Origin of the sequence: Mucilaginibacter panaciglaebae, from assembly GCF_039539265.1 — a bacterium.
Taxonomy (GTDB): domain Bacteria; phylum Bacteroidota; class Bacteroidia; order Sphingobacteriales; family Sphingobacteriaceae; genus Mucilaginibacter; species Mucilaginibacter panaciglaebae.
Window position 1 is genome coordinate 135,866 of sequence record NZ_BAABCV010000007.1, and the last position, 18,666, is coordinate 154,531.

The following is an 18,666-nucleotide window of genomic DNA, read 5'->3' on the forward strand; positions in this document are numbered from 1 at the left end:
GTTTGATTAATATTCAAAAGTAAAAATTTTCGGCATACTATGAATTGTTTTGGTTAGATGGATTATAGATGCCGCTTTTATAAGCGGGTTACTTTCAGCTTTACGCTTTCAGGTTTACTTAGTATACTTGTGATAATGAAAGTTACCCTCATCAATACATCTGATGCCGGAGGCGGCGCACCTGCTGCCTGCTTTCGTTTACTGAAAGCACTGGTATCGCAAAAAACAGAGGCTCGGTTATTGGTTCAGCATAAAAAGACTAATGATGAGCGGGTTGTGGGCATCGCCACCAATTTTTTAACCCGACTAAGAGCCAATGTCAATTTTTTGCGCGAGCGGATACCTTTCATTTTATTTCACGAGCGGGACAAGTCGGTAAGATTTGCTTTCTCGACAGCTAATGCAGGTACAAGCCTGATAGACCATCAATTGGTTAAGGACGCCGACATTATCCACTTGCATTGGACAAACTCAGGGTTCCTTTCCATTACCGATTTAAAAGTACTGATTGATACAGGCACGCCAATAGTTTGGACCCTGCACGACATGTGGACTTTTACCGGTGGCTGCCATTATTCGGGCACTTGCGACGGTTTTATTAGGGAGTGCGGCAATTGCCCCTTCCTGCGTGATGCGGGTTATCACGACATTTCGCATCAGGGCTGGCTACGTAAAGCGGCCATGTATGCCGGTGCAACAAATGTCACTTTTATAACTTGCAGTAAATGGCTGGCAAGTATAGCTAAACAAAGCTCGTTGATCAAAAACTTCAGGATCGAAGCGATACCTAATCCTGTCGATATTGATATTTTTTCGCCAAAAGATAAAATTGCCGCCCGTCAAAAGCGCGGTATCGACCCCCAAGCTAAAATTATTTTGTTTGGGGCTGCCAATATTAATGATCGCCGTAAGGGTATCGGTTACCTGGTGGAAGCCTTGAGTATCCTTAAAGGTCAATATGCTGGTAGCGAAAAAATAGAAATTATCATCTTTGGCAAAAACAAAGACTTTGACATATCTCAGCTGCACTTTACCGTGCATCAGCTGCATTTAATCACATCGCAACAAGAACTTGCTGAGGTTTATAGCGTGGCTGATGTTTTTGTAACACCATCGCTGGAGGATAATCTGCCCAATACTATTATGGAATCCATGGCCTGCGGAACGCCCGTGGTGGCGTTTGAAACCGGAGGCATTCCTGAGATGATCGACCATCAGCAAAACGGTTACCTGGCTGCTTTTAAAGATGCTGCCGACATGGCCAAAGGCTTAGGCGAAGTATTAAACGAAGCTACTGTCAAGCTATCGGCCAACGCGCGGCAAAAGGTGTTGGATAATTATACCAACGAAAAGGTCGCGCAACAATATATCAACGTTTATCAATCATTACTCAATAAATGAAAAGCGGGCAGCCTATATTGAGTGTCATCACCGTGGTTTATAATAACGCGGCTGATATTGAGCGCACGCTGCTGTCGGTTATTAACCAAACCTACCAGCATATTGAATATATCGTGATCGATGGTGCCTCAACCGATGGCACCCTGCAGATCATCGAAAAATATAAAGAAAAAATAGCCATGCTGGTTAGCGAGCCGGATAAAGGGATCTACGACGCCATGAACAAAGGCCTGGGCCTTGCTACGGGCGATTACATGATCTTTATGAACTCGGCCGATGAGTTTTATGCTACAGATACCGTAGCCAATGTGTTTGCTACCACACCCAATGCCGATATTTATTATGGCGAAACAGAAATGATTGGCGTTAATAATAAAAGCCTTGGCCAGCGCCGCCATAAAGCCCCTGAAAACTTTAGCTGGCGCGATTTTAAATATGGCATGAGCATCAGTCACCAGGCTATCTACATCAAACGCTCCCTGGTAAAAGCTTATGATCCAAAATATCAGTTAAGTGCCGATATTGATTGGATACTGAATGCTGCTAAAAAAGCTAAGACCATCGTCAACGTGCATCAATACGTGGCCAAATATAAAGTAGGTGGCATGTCAAAATTCAAGCACCGCCAAAGTTTGGTGGAGCGTTTTGACATTATGAAACGGCATTATGGTTTGATACCAACATTGCTGAATCATGTAGTCATTGCCTTTAACCTGGGTCGGTATTGGTTTAAACACCGCCGAACAAACGACTAAATCGTATCTACACCCCGCGCCTGTTCAAGCGTCTGCGCACACTTCGCATCAATCGCAAGTGTAGACACTTAACCAGGCGGTAATAAAAACAAGACAGGCGATGATCACTCATCGCCTGTCTTGTTTATGCTTTTGCTGCCTTAGCCGGCGGTGTGGTTTTCTTTTTGTTTTCGATATAGCCCGCAAAACCCAGGGACAATACCAGTAAGATAGATCCTACCATTGAAATAGTCTCGCCGGTATAATATGATGCCGGGTGGAAGATAAACTCAACCTTGTGATTACCCAGCGGTATTTGTGCAGCACGTAAAATGTAATCGGCACGGAAATAAGGAGCTTCCTGCCCGTCGATATACATTTTCCAGCCCTTGTCATAATAAACCTCAGAAAATACTGCAATTTGCGAACCGCTTGAACTGCTTTGATAGGTCATGTGGTCGGGACTGTAGTTCACCAATTTAATGGTAGCATTGGTATCCAGTAAAGCATCTTTTTCATTGATAAGACTTTTGTATTTCTGATCAATAATAGCTTCTTCCTTAGGGTTAAAACTGCTGATGGCCTGCATTTCCTCATCGGCATTTTTAGCATATTTAACTTTTTGTATAAACCATGCATGGCCGCAAGCGGTAGCGTTTGCCTGCATCGTTACGTTTTGGGTTTTCGGATCGGCAGTGATAATGTATTTCACATTCATCATATCCAATACATCATGGTTTACGCTTTTGGTAAATTGATTGTCGATGATTTCCTGGTAGCGTTTTAATCTGGCCGCAGAGTAACCACCAAACGATTTGTGAAAGAACGGGTTATGTGTGTCATATAACAAAGGTGCTGTTGCGTCGAACACCTTGAAATCAGGATCAGCATCTCGCTGGATAAACTGATCAACCTCACGCGGTTGTGGCGTTACAGATTCCTGTTTGTCAGCAAAGTCTTCAGATTTCAAATAGCGTTTGTCAACCTGCCACATATCAGCCAAAACCAATACCAGGAAGCCAACCGACAAAATGGTGGCGTTGATTTTCTTTTTAGCAAAGGCGAACAGCAAACCAAATGCAACAACAACAAATATCAGTGAGCGTATGGCATCGGCTTTTTCAAGGCTTATACGGTCTTGTACAATAGCGCTTGAAACCGCTTGAGCTGTCCGGGAATCATTTTGTAGAGCTTGCGTAAGATTAGTTACGCTGTTAGCCTGCTCGGTCGATCTGAAGCTTAATAAAAGCTCAGGCACTACAATTAAAACTAATAACAAGCCGCCGACAATGTAGAAAGACAGTTTCAGCTTTTTAAATATTTCTTTGCTGTCGGGCGCTTCGATAATTTCTTTCAACGCCAGGAAGGCCAGAATTGGGAAACAAAGTCCGGCGACCGATAATATAGATTCAACTACCCTGAATTTGTTGTACAGCGGGAAGTAATTAAAGAACAGATCTGAAACCACCGGCCAGTTACCCCCGAATGACAACAGCATGGTTAAGATAACGGTAGCAAGTATCCACCATTTCAGGCGGCTCTTTACAATCAACAAACCAAAAACAAATAAGAAACAGATAACAGCGCCGAAATAGAATGGCCCGCTGGTGCCGGGTTTATTGCCCCAGTAAGTGCCAAGTCCCTGTAACCCTATTTGCGACGAGCCGGAGGCAATCTGGTTGGCAATGCCTACAGCGCGATCTTCCGGCTGTCCCATCTGTGTGAAAACTTTGGCTGTTGCCGAATTTTGGTCGAGGTGTTCAGTGCCGCTACCGCCACCGTAAGCATTTGGTACCAGGAAGGTAAAACACTCGGTAACGCCCTGGCTCCATTGGTAAGCATAATCTTTAGCCAAACCGGTGCTTGGTTCGGTGGTATGTTGGGTCAGGTTAGACTGGCCACGTATCGTGTCTTTACCATAATCATAGGTACTCCAAAGTATAGAAGCATTTACCATTAAAGCAATTACTAAACCACCGCCCAGGTAGGCTAATGATTTAAGGTAATTATTAAGTGTTTTAGCTTTAATAGCGTGGTAAAGCTCAATGCCTGCTAAAATAAGAATAGCAAGCATAAGGTAATAGGTCATTTGTACGTGGTTGGCGCGTATCTCCAACGACAAGAAAAGCGCGGTAAGAGCGCCTCCCAGAATAGGTTTGCCACGAAGAGCTAACAAAATGCTACCGAGTAAAGGTGCAAAATAAGCTATGGCAAATGCCTGGTTAGAATGTCCGGCTACCAGCAAGATAATGTTATACGACGAAAATGTAAAAGCTACAGCACCCGCTGCTGACAGCCAGGGATTAACTTTTAATACAATGAATAAAAAGTAAGTACCGAATAAAAATAGCAGCAAGGTATCAATAGGGTTGGGGAACACCGTATTCAAGGCATGAATAACGTGTGTAGTAATATTGGCTTTATAAGGAGCCCATAACTGGAATGCTGGCATACCGCCAAATATCTGGTTGGTCCAGAGTATGGTGGTGTCTTTGGCTTTGTAGGCCTCAATTTCGGTAGTGGTTGATCGCGCGCCGATTACGTCAGCCTGACCCAGTACTTTCCCCTGAAAGGCAGGCGTTAAATACAGAAAGCATATAACAAAAAAAATGGCGCCGATGGCAAAATGAATGCCGTTGCGCTTAAACCAGTTGCTCATTTAGGCTCGTTTAAATTGATAATAATTAATGCTCAAAAATAGAAAATTGCCTGACAATAGGAATTATTGTTGAAAAGGATTTATGCCATCTGGCTGTGAGCAAGAAAAAATAGAATAATAAGCACGATTATGCTGACGATATAGGAGATAACTATAGGCTTGGTATACTCCTCAATATTTCTGCGGATGTTAAAGTAGTTATAAACCACAAGCAGGCCGATAGTCAGGAAGAAGAACCAGTTTAACTTTGAATCGAGCGTAATAAGGGCGCAAAAAACAACGTAGTTAGCAATGATCAGCAATACATACTTTGGGGTATTGTTATGCCGGCGTCTGCGTGTAAATAACTCCCTTCTAGGTTCCATAGGCTTTTATTTTACCTCTTCATAGTCGACAAACTCGCCTGCCTTATCTGTGAAATTGCTTTTATCTTTTTTTTCGGGAACGTAATCAACCTTTATGCGTCCGGCTTGTTCTTGCCGGCGACCTTGATAATTAGCTTGCTGGTGTTGTTGCTGAGCCTTATTTACCACGCTTTGAAAAAGTGCGGGTATTGCCCATCGCAGTAAAGCCCTTACCAGATATAATATTGCAATTACGTAAAATATAAAATGAAGTATATATTCCATTACTTAAGTTCTTGCTGTTAAAGCGGCTGCAAATATAATTATTATAACGTCAAAATTGTTTCGTTATGATTGAGCCTTTAGTTTAAGACGGCCGTATGTTAAGCTTGTTACATCAGCGGATTGTCATTTAAGATATATGATAACGAAGCCTATTAAACGTTATGTCATTGCCGGGCTATCGCACAGCATTACAATTGCTTTATGCAAACTTTTCTTCCATCATTTTCTCCAAAGCAAACATCTCATCGCGCAGTTTGGCGGCACGAAGGAAATCCATATCCTTGGCGGCGGCCAGCATGTCTTTTTTAGTATTATCGATTGATTTCTTCAAGTCGGCTTTTGACATGTACTGAACAATAGGGTCGGCAGCCAACGTGAGTGTTTCGGTCTCTACATAAGCTTTCTGTACACCGCCCTGGAAGTCGACCACCGAGGTTTGTTCGATGATCTCGGCTCTGGTTTTACCTACAGTTGTTGGCGTTATACCATGTTTCTCGTTGTAAGCAATCTGTTTCTCGCGGCGGCGTGCGGTTTCATTCATGGTGATGTCCATCGAGTCGGTGATCTTATCGGCATACATAATTACCCGTCCACGGTCATTACGTGCAGCGCGGCCAATGGTCTGTATCAAGGACCGTTCACTACGTAGAAAACCCTCCTTGTCTGCATCTAAAATTGCCACCAACGACACTTCGGGCAGGTCAAGCCCTTCGCGCAGCAGGTTAATACCAATCAGCACATCAAATACGCCCAAACGCAGGTCGCGCAATATCTCTACGCGTTGCAGGGTTTTAACTTCCGAGTGGATATACCGGCACTTGATACCAAGCCGGTCCATGTATTTGGCCAGTTCTTCGGCCATGCGTTTGGTAAGGGTAGTTACCAATACCCGATCGCCCATTTTTACGGTTTTATCTACTTCGTCAAGCAGGTCATCCACCTGGTTAATCACCGGACGAACATCAATTACCGGATCCAACAATCCTGTCGGGCGTATCACCTGCTCAACCACCACCCCACCCGATTTTTCTAATTCAAAATCAGCAGGGGTAGCACTTACATAAATAGTTTGTGGCGCCAGTCGTTCAAATTCGGTAAAGTTAAGCGGGCGGTTATCCAGCGCGGCAGGCAGCCGGAAACCATAGTCAACCAATGATATTTTGCGCGAACGGTCACCACCATACATGGCCCGTATTTGCGGAACAGTTACGTGGCTTTCATCAATCACCATCAGGTAGTCGTCAGGGAAATAATCCAATAAACAGAATGGGCGCGCACCTGGTTGACGACCATCAAAAAATCGTGAGTAATTCTCAATACCCGAGCAATAACCCAGCTCGCGGATCATCTCTAAATCGTAATTAACTCTTTCTTCCAGACGCTTGGCTTCCAGATATCGACCGTCGTCAATAAATTGCTTTTTTCGGGTCTCCAATTCCTCCTGTATGGCCCAGATTGATTGCGTAAAACGATCGCGCGGGGCAACATATAAGTTGGCCGGATAAAGCACCATATGTGTCATTTTCTCCAGCGTTTTTCCGGTTTGAATATCGAAGGTGCTTAATTCCTCTATATCATCGCCAAAAAAAGAAATACGGTAGGCATGATCCATATATGCCGGAAAAATGTCGACCGTATCGCCTTTAACCCTGAACGTGCCGCGTTTAAAATCGGCAGTGGTGCGTGAGTATAATATCTCTACCAATCGGTGTAAAAAAGCATTGCGGCTGATGCGTGTACCTACCGCAAACTTAAACACCGAGTTAGCAAAGTCCTCTGGATTACCCATACCGTAGATACAAGAAATAGACGATACTACGATCACGTCGCGACGCCCGCTCATTAAGGCAGAAGTAGTACGCAGACGCAATTTTTCAATCTCGTCATTGATCTGCAGATCTTTTTCGATATAGGTATTGGTAGTAGGAATAAATGCCTCCGGCTGATAGTAGTCGTAATAGGACACAAAGTAATTTACTGCATTTTCGGGGAAGAACTGCTTGAATTCGCCATACAACTGCGCGGCCAGTGTCTTATTATGGCTTAATATTAGTGTGGGTTTTTGCGTTTGCTGTATCACATTGGCTACCGTAAAAGTTTTACCTGAGCCGGTAACACCGAGCAGCGTTTGAAAGGGGTCGCCGTTGTTTACACCTTCAACCAGTTGGCGTATGGCCTCAGGCTGGTCGCCGGTGGGTTTATATTGAGATGTTAATTTAAAGTCCATTTTTACAAAAATACTGATTACCGATCAGTTAATCAGAGGTTAGAGATTAGTAATAACGATTATGACTGTTTAATGTTCAGCGAAATAAACATAGCCCGGCGACAACCCTATGTCAGCATATAAAAATTATTTTGCGGATTAGTTTTTGTACGAGGATTAATTAAATTTACGTATTAACCAATCCGACTAATCACTGATCTATAACCTCCTAACTCCAAGCCCATGGTTTTCGTACTGAATAAAACAGACACTATTGCTAATGTTTTTTTGGCCCAAATGCGCAATAGTCAGGTGCAGCAGGATAAACAGCGTTTCAGGCACAATCAGGAAAAGCTTGGCGAGATATTGGCTTATGAGATCAGCAAATCGTTAAAATATAAATGGACAGAGGTGCAAACGCCGCTAGGCATTTGCCCATTAAAGCTCCCGGCAGAAACACCGGTACTAGGCACCATATTGCGCGCCGGGCTGCCGTTGCACCAGGGGTTTTTGAACTTTTTTGACGATGCCGAGTCGGCGTTTATTACCGCCTGTCGCAAGGTTAAACGGTCGGGTGCTTTTACAATACAGATAGACCATATATCAAGCCCAAACCTTGACGGCCGGAGTTTTATTTTGTGCGATACCATGCTGGCTACGGGCCAGAGTATTGTGGATGTATGTAAAGAATTGCTGGCTACCTATCAAATTACCTCGCTGCATATTGCTGCAGTTATTGCCAGTGCCGAAGGTATTGCCCATGTAAAAGCTAACCTACCTAAAGCTAAAATATGGGTTTGTGCGGTGGATGAGGAGATGACCAGCAAATCATACATCGTACCGGGTTTAGGCGATGCAGGGGATTTGGCTTTTGGAGAGAAGAATTAGGAGTTGGGTGTGATGCCGGATTTATTGATTAATCTATTTTCGATTAAACAATCCAGGTGCCAAAAGAGTTAATCCGATATAATTCACAACGCTATGAAAATATCTGTCACCAAATTTTTAACTATACTGCTCCTTGCGGGCAGCACAACAGCTTTTGCTCAAAAATTACCTAAGCGCGAAAGTGTGCACATCCCACGTGGACGAAGCATTATCATGCAGGCTCGTATTAATAAACTAGGTCATGCTTATGGCACTGTAACCGTCGATTTTAAAATGAACCGCAAAGGCGACGTTACCTGGGCTGAAGCCGACCGCCTGCATACAACCGTAATGGACAGGCGTTTTGTACGCAAAGTAGTGGATGCTGTCGGAGATATGAAATTTAACAAGGCCAAACATGCGCCGGTGAGTCAGGAGGGCAGTATATCGTACTCATTCAGATAACGGTACAGTAGCAGCTCCCGGCTGGTTGCTGTGATTTTAAAACCTTAACTTTGCTCGCAGATGAGCAAATATCAACACATCTTTTTTGACCTTGATCATACCATTTGGGATTTCGATAAAAATGCCGAAGAGGCGCTGCATGAACTGTATCTCACTCACCGCCTGAATGATATTGGTTTAACATCGGCAGCTGTTTTTATTGAAACCTATACTGAAAACAATCACCGCCTTTGGCGCGAATATCATTTGGGCAATATTACCAAAGAGGCCCTGCGCGAAGCGCGTTTCAAGCAAACTTTTTTAGATCTGGGCGTACATCCTGACGTGATACCTGTGGGATTCGAAGATGCCTACGTAAGGTTATGTCCAACCAAAACCAACTTATTTCCGAACGCGCATGAAACGCTGGAATACCTGCGCGATAAATACCAGCTGCATTTAATATCCAACGGATTCAAAGAATCGCAAGATATCAAGATCAATGGCACAGGTTTGAGTAAATATTTTACCCACATTGTTATTTCTGAATTGGTAGGCATTAACAAACCCGATAAAGCAATTTTTGAGCATGCCGTTAACCTGGCGGGCACTACTAAAGAGCAAAGTGTAATGATAGGGGATAGCCTGGAGGCCGATGTACTTGGCGCTTTAAATTATGGTATGGATGCCATCTATTTTAATCCCTTCAACACACCAAAGCCCGATGAAGTAAAAGTGCAGATTAGTGATCTGAAAGAATTAACTTTACTGTTATAGGTCTAATTTTTTAAGTTTGATTTCGGAGTAATTTCAATCTATTGACTGTGAATATAAGTGCCGAACATAAAGCCATCGACCAAACACTTGATACTTACCGTGATTTGCTGGACACTTTAACCGACGAGCAATTTGCCGCGTCGCCCAAAGCTGGTGGCTGGTCCATAGCCGAAATATATTCGCACATTTTACAGGCTACACTGGTCGCTTCAATTGCGGTTGAGCGTTGTATAAATGGCACCTGTGAAACCACCCGCAAAGGGTTAAGCTTGATGGGGCGGTTTGTTTTGTTTTTTCGGCGATTCCCTTTTCGGGTGGCAACGCCGATAGTTGAAGCCTCAAAAATGACGGTCACCAAGATCAGTAAAGAAGATGCCCGTAATCTTATTATTAAATGTCGCCGGCGTATAGATGCCATTACTCCGCATATCGCCGACGAAAGCGGTATACATAAAATCAAACACTCTCGCCTGGGGATGCTTAACGGTAAGCAATGGTTCAAGTTTACATTGATACATTTAAAACATCATCTCAAACAAATCGATCGCATAAAAAATAAATTTTCTGATTGATGAAACCTTTTATATTTAACAGAGTCTTAATGTTAAAATAATCTGAGAATCTGAACTTTGCTAAAATTTAAGGTTATGCAATTTGAGTACGCATATATGGTTGTCATAATACTTCTTGCTATGGTAGGGGTATTTTACTTTAGCCCATATGAACTTACTGTAGATGAAGAAAAGAGCGAAGAATAATCGCTTATGCTCTGGACTAGTATGTAAATTTTCCGGTAGAAATTCCCGGCCAGATTATTATCCCCCAAAACTTTCATGGCTAAACGCGAAGTTGATATCGTAATTATTTCCGATGTGCACTTGGGCACTTATGGCTGCCATGCCAAAGAGCTGCTTAAGTATCTGAAAAGTATTAAACCCAAGATGTTGATCCTGAATGGCGACATTATTGACATCTGGCAATTCAGCAAATCATACTGGCCTGAGTCGCACATGAAAGTGGTGCGCCGTATTATGAAATTTATTACTGAGGGTATCCCGGTGTATTGCTTAACCGGCAATCACGATGAGATGCTCCGTAAATTTGCCGACTTTGATCTGGGCTCGTTTAAACTCATGAACAAGGTGGTATTGAACATTGACGGCAAAAAAGCGTGGATCTTCCATGGCGATGTTTTTGACGTTACCATGCAGCACTCCAAATGGTTAGCCAAATTAGGTGCTATCGGTTATGATACTTTAATTATTCTGAACAGTTTTACCAACTGGCTGCTTACCGCTATAGGTCGCGAGAAGATGAGTTTTTCGCAAAAGATCAAAGCAAAGTTTAAGGATGCAGTTAAATTCATTAACCAGTTTGAGCAAACCGCTGCCGATCTGGCTGTGGATAAAGAATATCAATATGTCATCTGCGGTCACATTCACCAGGCCGAGATCAGGGAAATTACCGCTACCGATAAGCCCGGCAAAGTATTGTATCTCAACAGCGGCGACTGGGTAGAAAGTCTCTCCGCTTTAGAATATCATCAGGGCAACTGGAATATCTTTAAATATCGCCCCGAAGATTTCAAAAAAGAAACTGAAGAAGACGATGATCATACTGATGCCGAAGATCTTGACGCTAAGATGGATGTAAATTTATTGCTTGAAAGGTTCAGGCAGGAGCAATCGTAAGGGAAGATTTTGTTGTAAGTATTATAGGTTTTTATCAATTATTATATCATTAAGAGAAAATTTTAGTGTAGGTTTTTATTGATTTTTTCGATCAATAACTATATTGCGACTCGTAACTTAATAAAAACCTATTATGAAAAACCTTATCCTATCATGCGCGGTGGTCTGCGCAGTAGCATTTGCTGGCATTAATCCATCTTTTGCACAAAATACACAACCCCGCTTAGGCCTTAAAGTCGGCGCCGATCTGATGTCCATCACCACAACCACATCAGTAGGCAGTGCTATTAAATATAATTACCGTATTGGTGTGCAGGCGGGCGTGTTTACCGAGATTCCCGTAAGCAAACAATTCTATATTGTGCCTCAATTTTTATTTACTCAAAAGGGCGGTAATGAAGATCAACCTTCTTCAAGTTTTGGAGGCCAAAGCTCTGGCGGTAGCTCGAAAATTCTGATAAATTACCTTGACATACCTGTTCTGTTTGGTTTTAAAGTTAATTCAAGCCTTTCTTTCTGTGCAGGGCCGCAGTTAGCTTTATTGTTGTCACAAAAAACAAGTTACACTCAAAATATTGGCAATATGCCGCAAGATTTTAGTAATACCAGCACAAATGATTTCCAGAAAGCGATAATTGGCGGCAACTTAGGATTGGGTTATTACCTGAACCATCATGCCAGTATAAACCTCAACTATATTTTTGATTTTCAAAAAATAGTCAAGAATAGTGCCGGGGCAGAGAAAGGCGCTAAAAACGAGGGCTTTGCACTTACCGCGGGCTATCTGTTTTAATTTCTCAATAATCTTTTTGTTAATCAATTCTACTTATCACCTAAAAACAAATGCAATGAAAAACTTTATACTCTCTGGCATGATTGTCTGCGCTGCAACATTTGCCGGTATCAACAAAACCTATGCTCAAAATACCAAACCACGTGTTGGTTTTAAAGTAGGCGTTGATGATATGACCTTGGGCTCGATGAACAAAAATGGCACTGTAAACGGTTACCATTATCGAATCGGACTACAAATCGGATTATATGCCGACCTGCCTATAAACAATAAATTATCTTTTATGCCCCAAGCTTTATTTACCCAAAAAGGTGGTAAATTAAAAAATGCGATTGTTGCTTCTAATACTACTATGGTTGATGGAGAGATTGACTACTTAGAATTACCGCTTTTAATTACGTTTAAACCTGTTCCTAAGCTTACCATAGCCGCAGGTCCGCAGGCATCATTCTTTTTATCACAAGGTACCACCCGTCGTGAGGTTGGTAGTTTTGATATTGTAAATGGCAGCAATTATACCAATAACGGGTTCACAAAAGTTTTAATTGGCGGCAATTTAGGCGTGGGCTATAATTTTTATAAAAACTTTGGCTTAAACCTGCACTACACCCGTGATTTTCAAAGTCCCGGCAACGGCAACGGTATTTTAATGAACGGCGAAAGAAACAGCGGTTTTGCTTTAACGGTGAGCTACTTGTTTAATTAAGACAAAAACAACCTTGGTGGGCTAATTTATTAAGCCTGGCCAGATGTGTAGCAAGTCGGAATTTTTAATAAAGATCAACTGCATTTTGCAATTCTTACTCTACTAGTGGAGTTGGTTGTATTTTTTAAGCCTGATGTTTGTTAACTTGCCGGTGCTATTTCATGAAAATACTTTACGCCATACAAGGAACCGGCAACGGCCATATCAGCCGCGCACGCGAGATTGTGCCCTTGCTGCAAAAATATGGCGAGCTTGACCTACTGGTAAGTGGTACCGAAGCCGAGGTTACGCTTGCACAACCTGTAAAATATAAATTCCACGGTCTTAGTTTTGTGTTTGGTACAAAAGGCGGCGTTGACAGATGGGCAACCTACAAGCTTATGAATCTCCCGCAAATGTGGCGTGATATGCATAGTCTGCCACTTAAAGACTATGATTTGATTATTAACGATTTTGAACCTGTTAGCGCCTGGGCTTGCAAACTGCAACGTATACCTTCCGTTTCTTTAAGTCACCAATGTGCGTTTTTATCGCCAAAAGCTCCACGTCCAAAGTCCGGTTGGTTTAATTATGGTGCGTGGGTGCTTAATTATTATTCGCCTACTACCCATCATGTTGGATTTCACTTTGAGCAGTATGACGAATTTATCCACACACCGGTCATTCGGAGCGAGATACGTAATCTGCAAACCAGCAACATGGGGCATTACACGGTTTATCTGCCTGCATACGACGATAAGAAGTTAACAGCGCTGCTTAAACAAACAGATGTGCACTGGCACGTTTTCTCTAAACGTCAAAAAAGGGGCTATACAGATGGTAATGTACAGGTAATACCCGTAAATAACGAAGGTTTTAACATCAGCCTGGCCAGTTGTGACGGCCTGCTCACCGGCGGCGGTTTTGAAGGCCCTGCCGAGGCGCTATACCTGCAAAAAAAGGTAATGATGATACCGATGCAGGGCCAGTACGAACAGCAGTGTAACGCCCTGGCCGCCTCGCGCCTGGGCGTGCCTGTAGTGCAAGCCATCGACAATACATTTGTAAAACGCCTTAATAGCTGGATAAAAAGCGATGAGCGCGTATGGGTCGATTTTCCTGATGAAACGGCTGGTATTGTGCATGATATGGTAAAGCGCTACGGGCGCTAAAAAAACAATTTGTCATTGCTGTGAGGATTTAGTAATTCAAGGACAGAATAGAAAGACAGGGCAACAATTAATATCCCCCTCTATTTTAACATCCCCTATTTTTCTGCTAATATTGCAGTCATGATAAACGTATTCAGAACCTATAACCCGCTTAATATTGTATGGCTGGGTATTTTATTGTTTCTGTTGCGCATTGGGTTTATTTACAACGTTCCTGCGAGGTTAGAGTTCACTTATCTTGAACCGTTTGCCCGTTTGCTGGCGCCGGGCGCTTATCAGTATGATTTTCCGCCATTACTTAACGTGTTTTTGGCTGCGGTGCTGGTTTTTATACAGGCGTTACTTGTGAATAGGCTAACCAGCCAGTTTGGTTTGTTAGGTAAGCCCAGTTTCTTGCCGGCGTTAATGTATGTAACACTGTCTGGTTTATTTACGCCGTTCCTGATTTTGAGCCCCCCGCTTATCTGTAACTTTTTACTGATATGGATGCTGTATAAGCTATTTGATCTGTATAAAGGTGATGATGCAAAATCTATCACATATGATCTGGGGATGATTGTTGCTATAGGCTCGCTCATTTATTTTCCATTTATCTACTTGTTTTTGGCGATATGGGTGGCGCTCATGCTTTTCAGGCCATTTTACTGGCGCGAGTGGATTATCGGTATTATGGGTTATGCTACCGTGTTTTTCTTTTTGGCGGTGATCTACTATTTGCGTAATAAACTTCCTCAGTTTTCAAATATATGGACACCACTGGCTACCAAATTTCCTACCCATATAAGCATTAATTACTACAACTACCTGGTCTTGATACCAGTTGTTATCATATTTATGTTAGGCATTGTACGTATACAGCAAATATTCTTCAGAAGTTATGTGCAGATACGTAAATCGTTCCAGTTATTGTTCGTAATTTTCTTGATCACAGGGCTATCCTTCTATGTAAAGGCGCAGTTTTCGCTAACACATTTTTTATTATGCCTTATCCCGCTAAGTATATTTTTTGCCTATTATTTTCTGTATGCCGGCGCCCGCTGGTTTTATGAAAGCTTGTTTTTTATATTGCTTGCAGGTATTGTTTATTTTCAGTTTAACACTTTTTAACTTTTACATTCGTTCAAATTTCGGCTGTTATATTAGATTTGTGGCATCAAATCTCTGTGGTTGTTGTATAACCCCGCAGAACAAAACAAAAAACGCATAGCTGATGAAATTTGGAGTTGTAATATTTCCGGGATCTAATTGTGATGAAGACATCATACACGTATTAGAAAAAGTAATGGGTCAAGAGGTGGTGAGACTTTGGCATAAAGATCATGACCTGCAAGGTGCCGAATTTATTATATTGCCGGGCGGCTTCTCTTTTGGCGATTACTTACGCTCTGGCGCTATTGCCCGTTTTTCGCCAATTATGCAGCAGGTAATTCAGTTTGCCAACAATGGCGGTTATGTACTGGGTATTTGCAATGGTTTCCAGATATTAACAGAAGCCGGTTTATTACCTGGCGCTTTATTACACAACACCAACCGTAAGTTTATTTGCCGCAATATCCACATGAAGTCTGAAACGACAAATTCGTTGGTTACCTCGCAAATTAATCCCGAGCGTGCACTTAAAATACCGGTAGCCCATGGCGAGGGTAACTATTTTGCAGATGCTGAGTTATTGCAATCATTAAAAGATAATGATCAGATATTGTTCCGTTATTGCGATGAATCTGGCAATGTAACCCCTGATGCCAATCCTAACGGATCATTAGAAAATATAGCAGGTGTAACCAATAAAGACCGGAACGTATTTGGCTTTATGCCTCACCCCGAGCGCGCTGCCGATGCTGTACTGGCTAATGAAGACGGCCTGGCGATTTTTGAATCTATCCTGTCAATAGTTAGGGCCTGATGCCTGTTCTGGTTGTCGATATCGGGAATACTTTTACCAAGGCAGCCATATTTGAGCAGGACAAGCTGGTTTATATTGAACATTTTGAGGTGCTTGACACCGCATCAATTCAAGGTTTTTTGGATCAATATAACGTTGAGAAGGCAATCATATCGTCAGTAAAAAAACAAAGCCAGAAATGGGAGCCGGTATTGAAGCAAAAAATACCGCTGACATATTTTAATACAGCAATGACCACGAGTATCCGCAACCATTACCGTACACCGGATACTTTAGGCCTGGACAGGCTGGCAGGCGTTATAGGGGCACGCCATTTATATCCCGCTGCAGATAACCTGGTGATTGACGGTGGCACTTGTATTACTTATGATTGGGTTGATACCGATGGTAATTATTTCGGCGGCAGTATATCGCCGGGGCTAAATATGCGTTATAATGCACTTAACCACTATACTTCGGCGCTGCCGGTGGTTAAGCCGGACGCCGGGTTTGATAACAACAGTGGCGACGACACTGAAACTGCAATACGGTCTGGGGTACAAAACGGAATTAAATTTGAGCTGCTGGGCTTTATTGAAAGTTATGCCTATAACAAGCAGCAATTAAATATTATACTAACCGGGGGCGACGGTATTTTTTTTGATAGCCTGTTAAAAAATAGCATCTTTGCCCCCTATATAAAAAATGAACCATACCTGGTTCTTAAAGGATTAAACGCAGCTACACAAAAAGCATAATGATTAAATATACCAAGCTCTTTATAACATTTTTATTGACGGTTATTGTATTTAAAGCCGGCGCTCAATCAACGGCTACAACAAGCTCGCCTTACTCGCAATATGGCTTGGGTGACCTTGTACCTATGACATTGCCGCAAAATCAGGCTATGGGTGGTATATCTACCGGGGTAAATACCATAAACAGGTATTCAAGCATCAACCCGCAAAATCCAGCCTCATACGGAGCCATATCTTTTACCACCATTGATGCGGGCATTTATGTTAATAAACTATCGTTAAGCCAAGCCGGGCAATCAACACAAAAAAATTCTAATTTCCGGATGAGTCATTTAGCGTTTGCCATACCGGTTACCACCGGTTCTGCGTTAAGTTTTGGTTTAATGCCTTACAGCCAGGTGGGTTATAATTACACCAAATCAATTAAGGGATACGGAAGCGGCTCGGCAGTTGATACAAACGCCACCAATTACGTTTATAGCGGCGAAGGGGGGCTAAATAAAGCTTATTTTGGTTACGGCTTTACTATAGCGCGCAGTTTCTTATTCGGTATCAATGCTTCTTATATATTTGGCAATATTAAACACACGCAGCAGGTTGAAATGCCGCAATTAACCGGGGCTTTAAATACCAGTGTTGAGCGTAATAACGCTATTGGTGGCTTTAATTATGATTACGGCTTCCAATACATTTATGATATGTCGCTTACACGGCACTTGGTTTTGGGTTATTCGGGGTCGGCCGGCACACAGCTTACCTCAAAAAGCAGCTACATTATTAGCCATTATACCTTTGATGTTGACGGCAATCGTAATGTTGATCTTGACTCGGTTGTTAATCAGCAAAATAATCAATCAAAAATACAACTGCCTCAAATACATCACTTCGGGATATCATATCAGCAAGACTTGAAATTCCTGGTTGGAGTTGATTACTCCATGGGTAAATGGGCCGACTTGCGCATTGACGGTACCAACGCAGGCATGGTTAACAACAGTACCTTTAATATTGGCGGCCAGTATACACCTGACATTAACTCATTACACAGCTGGCTGGCTACCTTAGATTACCGTTTTGGCTTAATGCTTGATAATACTTATTATAACGTACCTAATGTTAACGGCTCGGGTTATACCAACATTAAAGCAAAGTCTGTTAATGTGGGTGTTGGTATACCACTCAGAGGTTCGCAAACCAGTTTCTATAAATTGAACTTATCTGCCGAGTTTGGTCAGCGGGGAACTCTTAATAATGGCCTGGTAAAAGAAAATTTTATAAACTTCAGATTAGGTTTTACACTTAATGACAAGTGGTTCCAACGTTACAAATTTGATTAATTGAGTGATGCATAGTCGGTTAAAGCAGGTGTTATCCTTCATTTTGCCGGCATTGCTTTTAAGCATGCTGTTACTGAGTGCGTGCGAGAATGACCTGAATAAGATCAAAGAAATATCAGCTAAATATGTAAGCCAGCCAGTTGACACAACCAAAGGCGTTGATGTAATTTATAGCGACTCAGCTATTGTAAAAGGCAGAATGACCGCCCCCGTAATGGTTCATTTCGATATTTCAGATCCTATTAATATATTACCTAAAGGCGTAAAAATTGTATTTTATGATTATAGTGCACAGGAATCAGCTAATATAGTAGCCGACTCGGGCGTATATCACACCGTGGATCAAAAGGTTGAGTTTTACCATCACGTAGTTTATACTACCAAAAAGGGCGATACATTTAAATCTGATGAATTAATCTGGGATCCGACAAAAAAAACGATGTATTCTAACAAGCCGGTGCAAATTATAATGGCTAACGGCGACATTTTAAACGGAATAAACTTTACCAGTGATGATAAATTGCAGTATCCGCAAATGAAACAATCCACAGGCTCATTTAACGTCTCAGACTTCCCCGGAAAGTAAGCTGTGTTTATCATAAAAAATTGTATGATAAAATTTTACTAAAAG

At 42.2% G+C, this 18,666-nt stretch carries 19 protein-coding genes; 15 read left to right on the forward strand and 4 right to left on the reverse strand.

Annotated elements, in window-relative coordinates; translation table 11 throughout:
* Positions 1-135 precede the first annotated feature (135 nt).
* Positions 136-1,401 carry a glycosyltransferase family 4 protein gene (locus ABD772_RS11140; protein WP_345104090.1) on the forward strand — a complete coding sequence of 422 codons (1,266 nt, stop codon included), beginning with the start codon at positions 136-138 and terminating at the stop codon, positions 1,399-1,401.
* The gene (locus ABD772_RS11145) at positions 1,398-2,156 is read left to right on the forward strand and encodes a glycosyltransferase family 2 protein (protein ID WP_345104093.1); all 759 of its coding nucleotides are present in this window, start codon (positions 1,398-1,400) and stop codon (positions 2,154-2,156) included. Before ABD772_RS11140 ends, ABD772_RS11145 begins: the two co-directional genes overlap by 4 nt.
* Before the next feature lie 124 nt (positions 2,157-2,280).
* Here the strand turns inward: ABD772_RS11145 and ABD772_RS11150 are convergent, their stop codons facing one another.
* The 4 genes from ABD772_RS11150 to uvrB form a co-directional block, all read right to left on the reverse strand.
* Positions 2,281-4,794, reverse strand: a complete 2,514-nt coding sequence (locus ABD772_RS11150; protein ID WP_345104096.1) for a YfhO family protein — start codon at positions 4,792-4,794, stop codon at positions 2,281-2,283.
* A gap of 80 nt (positions 4,795-4,874) precedes the next feature.
* Positions 4,875-5,159: a hypothetical protein gene (locus tag ABD772_RS11155; RefSeq protein WP_345104099.1), complete on the reverse strand. Its 285-nt coding sequence runs from the start codon at positions 5,157-5,159 to the stop codon at positions 4,875-4,877.
* 6 nt (positions 5,160-5,165) lie between these two features.
* Positions 5,166-5,423 (reverse strand): DUF4834 family protein, encoded by a 258-nt coding sequence (locus ABD772_RS11160; RefSeq protein WP_345104102.1) that lies wholly within the window; start codon positions 5,421-5,423, stop codon positions 5,166-5,168.
* A 199-nt stretch (positions 5,424-5,622) separates the two neighbouring features.
* The gene (gene uvrB, locus ABD772_RS11165) at positions 5,623-7,650 is read right to left on the reverse strand and encodes an excinuclease ABC subunit UvrB (RefSeq protein ID WP_345104105.1); all 2,028 of its coding nucleotides are present in this window, start codon (positions 7,648-7,650) and stop codon (positions 5,623-5,625) included.
* A 222-nt stretch (positions 7,651-7,872) separates the two neighbouring features.
* Between uvrB and upp the strand changes: the two genes are divergently transcribed.
* The 13 genes from upp (at position 7,873) to lptC (ending at position 18,621) form a co-directional block, all read left to right on the forward strand.
* Complete coding sequence (upp, locus tag ABD772_RS11170; RefSeq protein WP_345104107.1) at positions 7,873-8,517, forward strand: uracil phosphoribosyltransferase; 645 nt, start codon at positions 7,873-7,875, stop codon at positions 8,515-8,517.
* A 93-nt stretch (positions 8,518-8,610) separates the two neighbouring features.
* The gene (locus tag ABD772_RS11175) at positions 8,611-8,961 is read left to right on the forward strand and encodes a hypothetical protein (RefSeq protein WP_345104110.1); all 351 of its coding nucleotides are present in this window, start codon (positions 8,611-8,613) and stop codon (positions 8,959-8,961) included.
* 60 nt (positions 8,962-9,021) lie between these two features.
* Complete coding sequence (locus tag ABD772_RS11180) at positions 9,022-9,717, forward strand: YjjG family noncanonical pyrimidine nucleotidase (protein ID WP_345104113.1); 696 nt, start codon at positions 9,022-9,024, stop codon at positions 9,715-9,717.
* 47 nt (positions 9,718-9,764) lie between these two features.
* Entirely contained in the window at positions 9,765-10,289 is a 525-nt protein-coding gene (locus ABD772_RS11185) for a DinB family protein (protein WP_345104116.1), read from the forward strand.
* Positions 10,290-10,550: 261 nt separating this feature from the next.
* The gene (locus ABD772_RS11190) at positions 10,551-11,408 is read left to right on the forward strand and encodes a UDP-2,3-diacylglucosamine diphosphatase (RefSeq protein WP_345104118.1); all 858 of its coding nucleotides are present in this window, start codon (positions 10,551-10,553) and stop codon (positions 11,406-11,408) included.
* Between the two features lie 133 nt (positions 11,409-11,541).
* A complete protein-coding gene (locus tag ABD772_RS11195) occupies positions 11,542-12,201 on the forward strand; it encodes a porin family protein (RefSeq protein ID WP_345104121.1) in 660 nt (219 codons plus the stop codon).
* A gap of 55 nt (positions 12,202-12,256) precedes the next feature.
* On the forward strand, positions 12,257-12,907 hold the full coding sequence (locus ABD772_RS11200; RefSeq protein WP_345104124.1) for a porin family protein: 651 nt from the start codon (positions 12,257-12,259) through the stop codon (positions 12,905-12,907).
* 161 nt (positions 12,908-13,068) lie between these two features.
* Positions 13,069-14,058 (forward strand): glycosyltransferase family protein, encoded by a 990-nt coding sequence (locus tag ABD772_RS11205; protein WP_345104127.1) that lies wholly within the window; start codon positions 13,069-13,071, stop codon positions 14,056-14,058.
* A 120-nt stretch (positions 14,059-14,178) separates the two neighbouring features.
* On the forward strand, positions 14,179-15,165 hold the full coding sequence (locus ABD772_RS11210) for a DUF6427 family protein (protein WP_345104130.1): 987 nt from the start codon (positions 14,179-14,181) through the stop codon (positions 15,163-15,165).
* Positions 15,166-15,268: 103 nt separating this feature from the next.
* Complete coding sequence (gene purQ, locus ABD772_RS11215; protein ID WP_345104132.1) at positions 15,269-15,961, forward strand: phosphoribosylformylglycinamidine synthase subunit PurQ; 693 nt, start codon at positions 15,269-15,271, stop codon at positions 15,959-15,961.
* Complete coding sequence (locus ABD772_RS11220) at positions 15,961-16,698, forward strand: type III pantothenate kinase (protein ID WP_345104135.1); 738 nt, start codon at positions 15,961-15,963, stop codon at positions 16,696-16,698. The genes purQ and ABD772_RS11220 overlap by 1 nt, the downstream gene beginning before the upstream one ends.
* Positions 16,698-18,035 carry a BamG family beta-barrel-assembly machinery protein gene (gene bamG, locus ABD772_RS11225; RefSeq protein WP_345104137.1) on the forward strand — a complete coding sequence of 446 codons (1,338 nt, stop codon included), beginning with the start codon at positions 16,698-16,700 and terminating at the stop codon, positions 18,033-18,035. Before ABD772_RS11220 ends, bamG begins: the two co-directional genes overlap by 1 nt.
* 64 nt (positions 18,036-18,099) lie before the next feature.
* On the forward strand, positions 18,100-18,621 hold the full coding sequence (lptC, locus tag ABD772_RS11230) for an LPS export ABC transporter periplasmic protein LptC (RefSeq protein WP_345104139.1): 522 nt from the start codon (positions 18,100-18,102) through the stop codon (positions 18,619-18,621).
* The last annotated feature ends 45 nt before the right edge of the window (positions 18,622-18,666 follow it).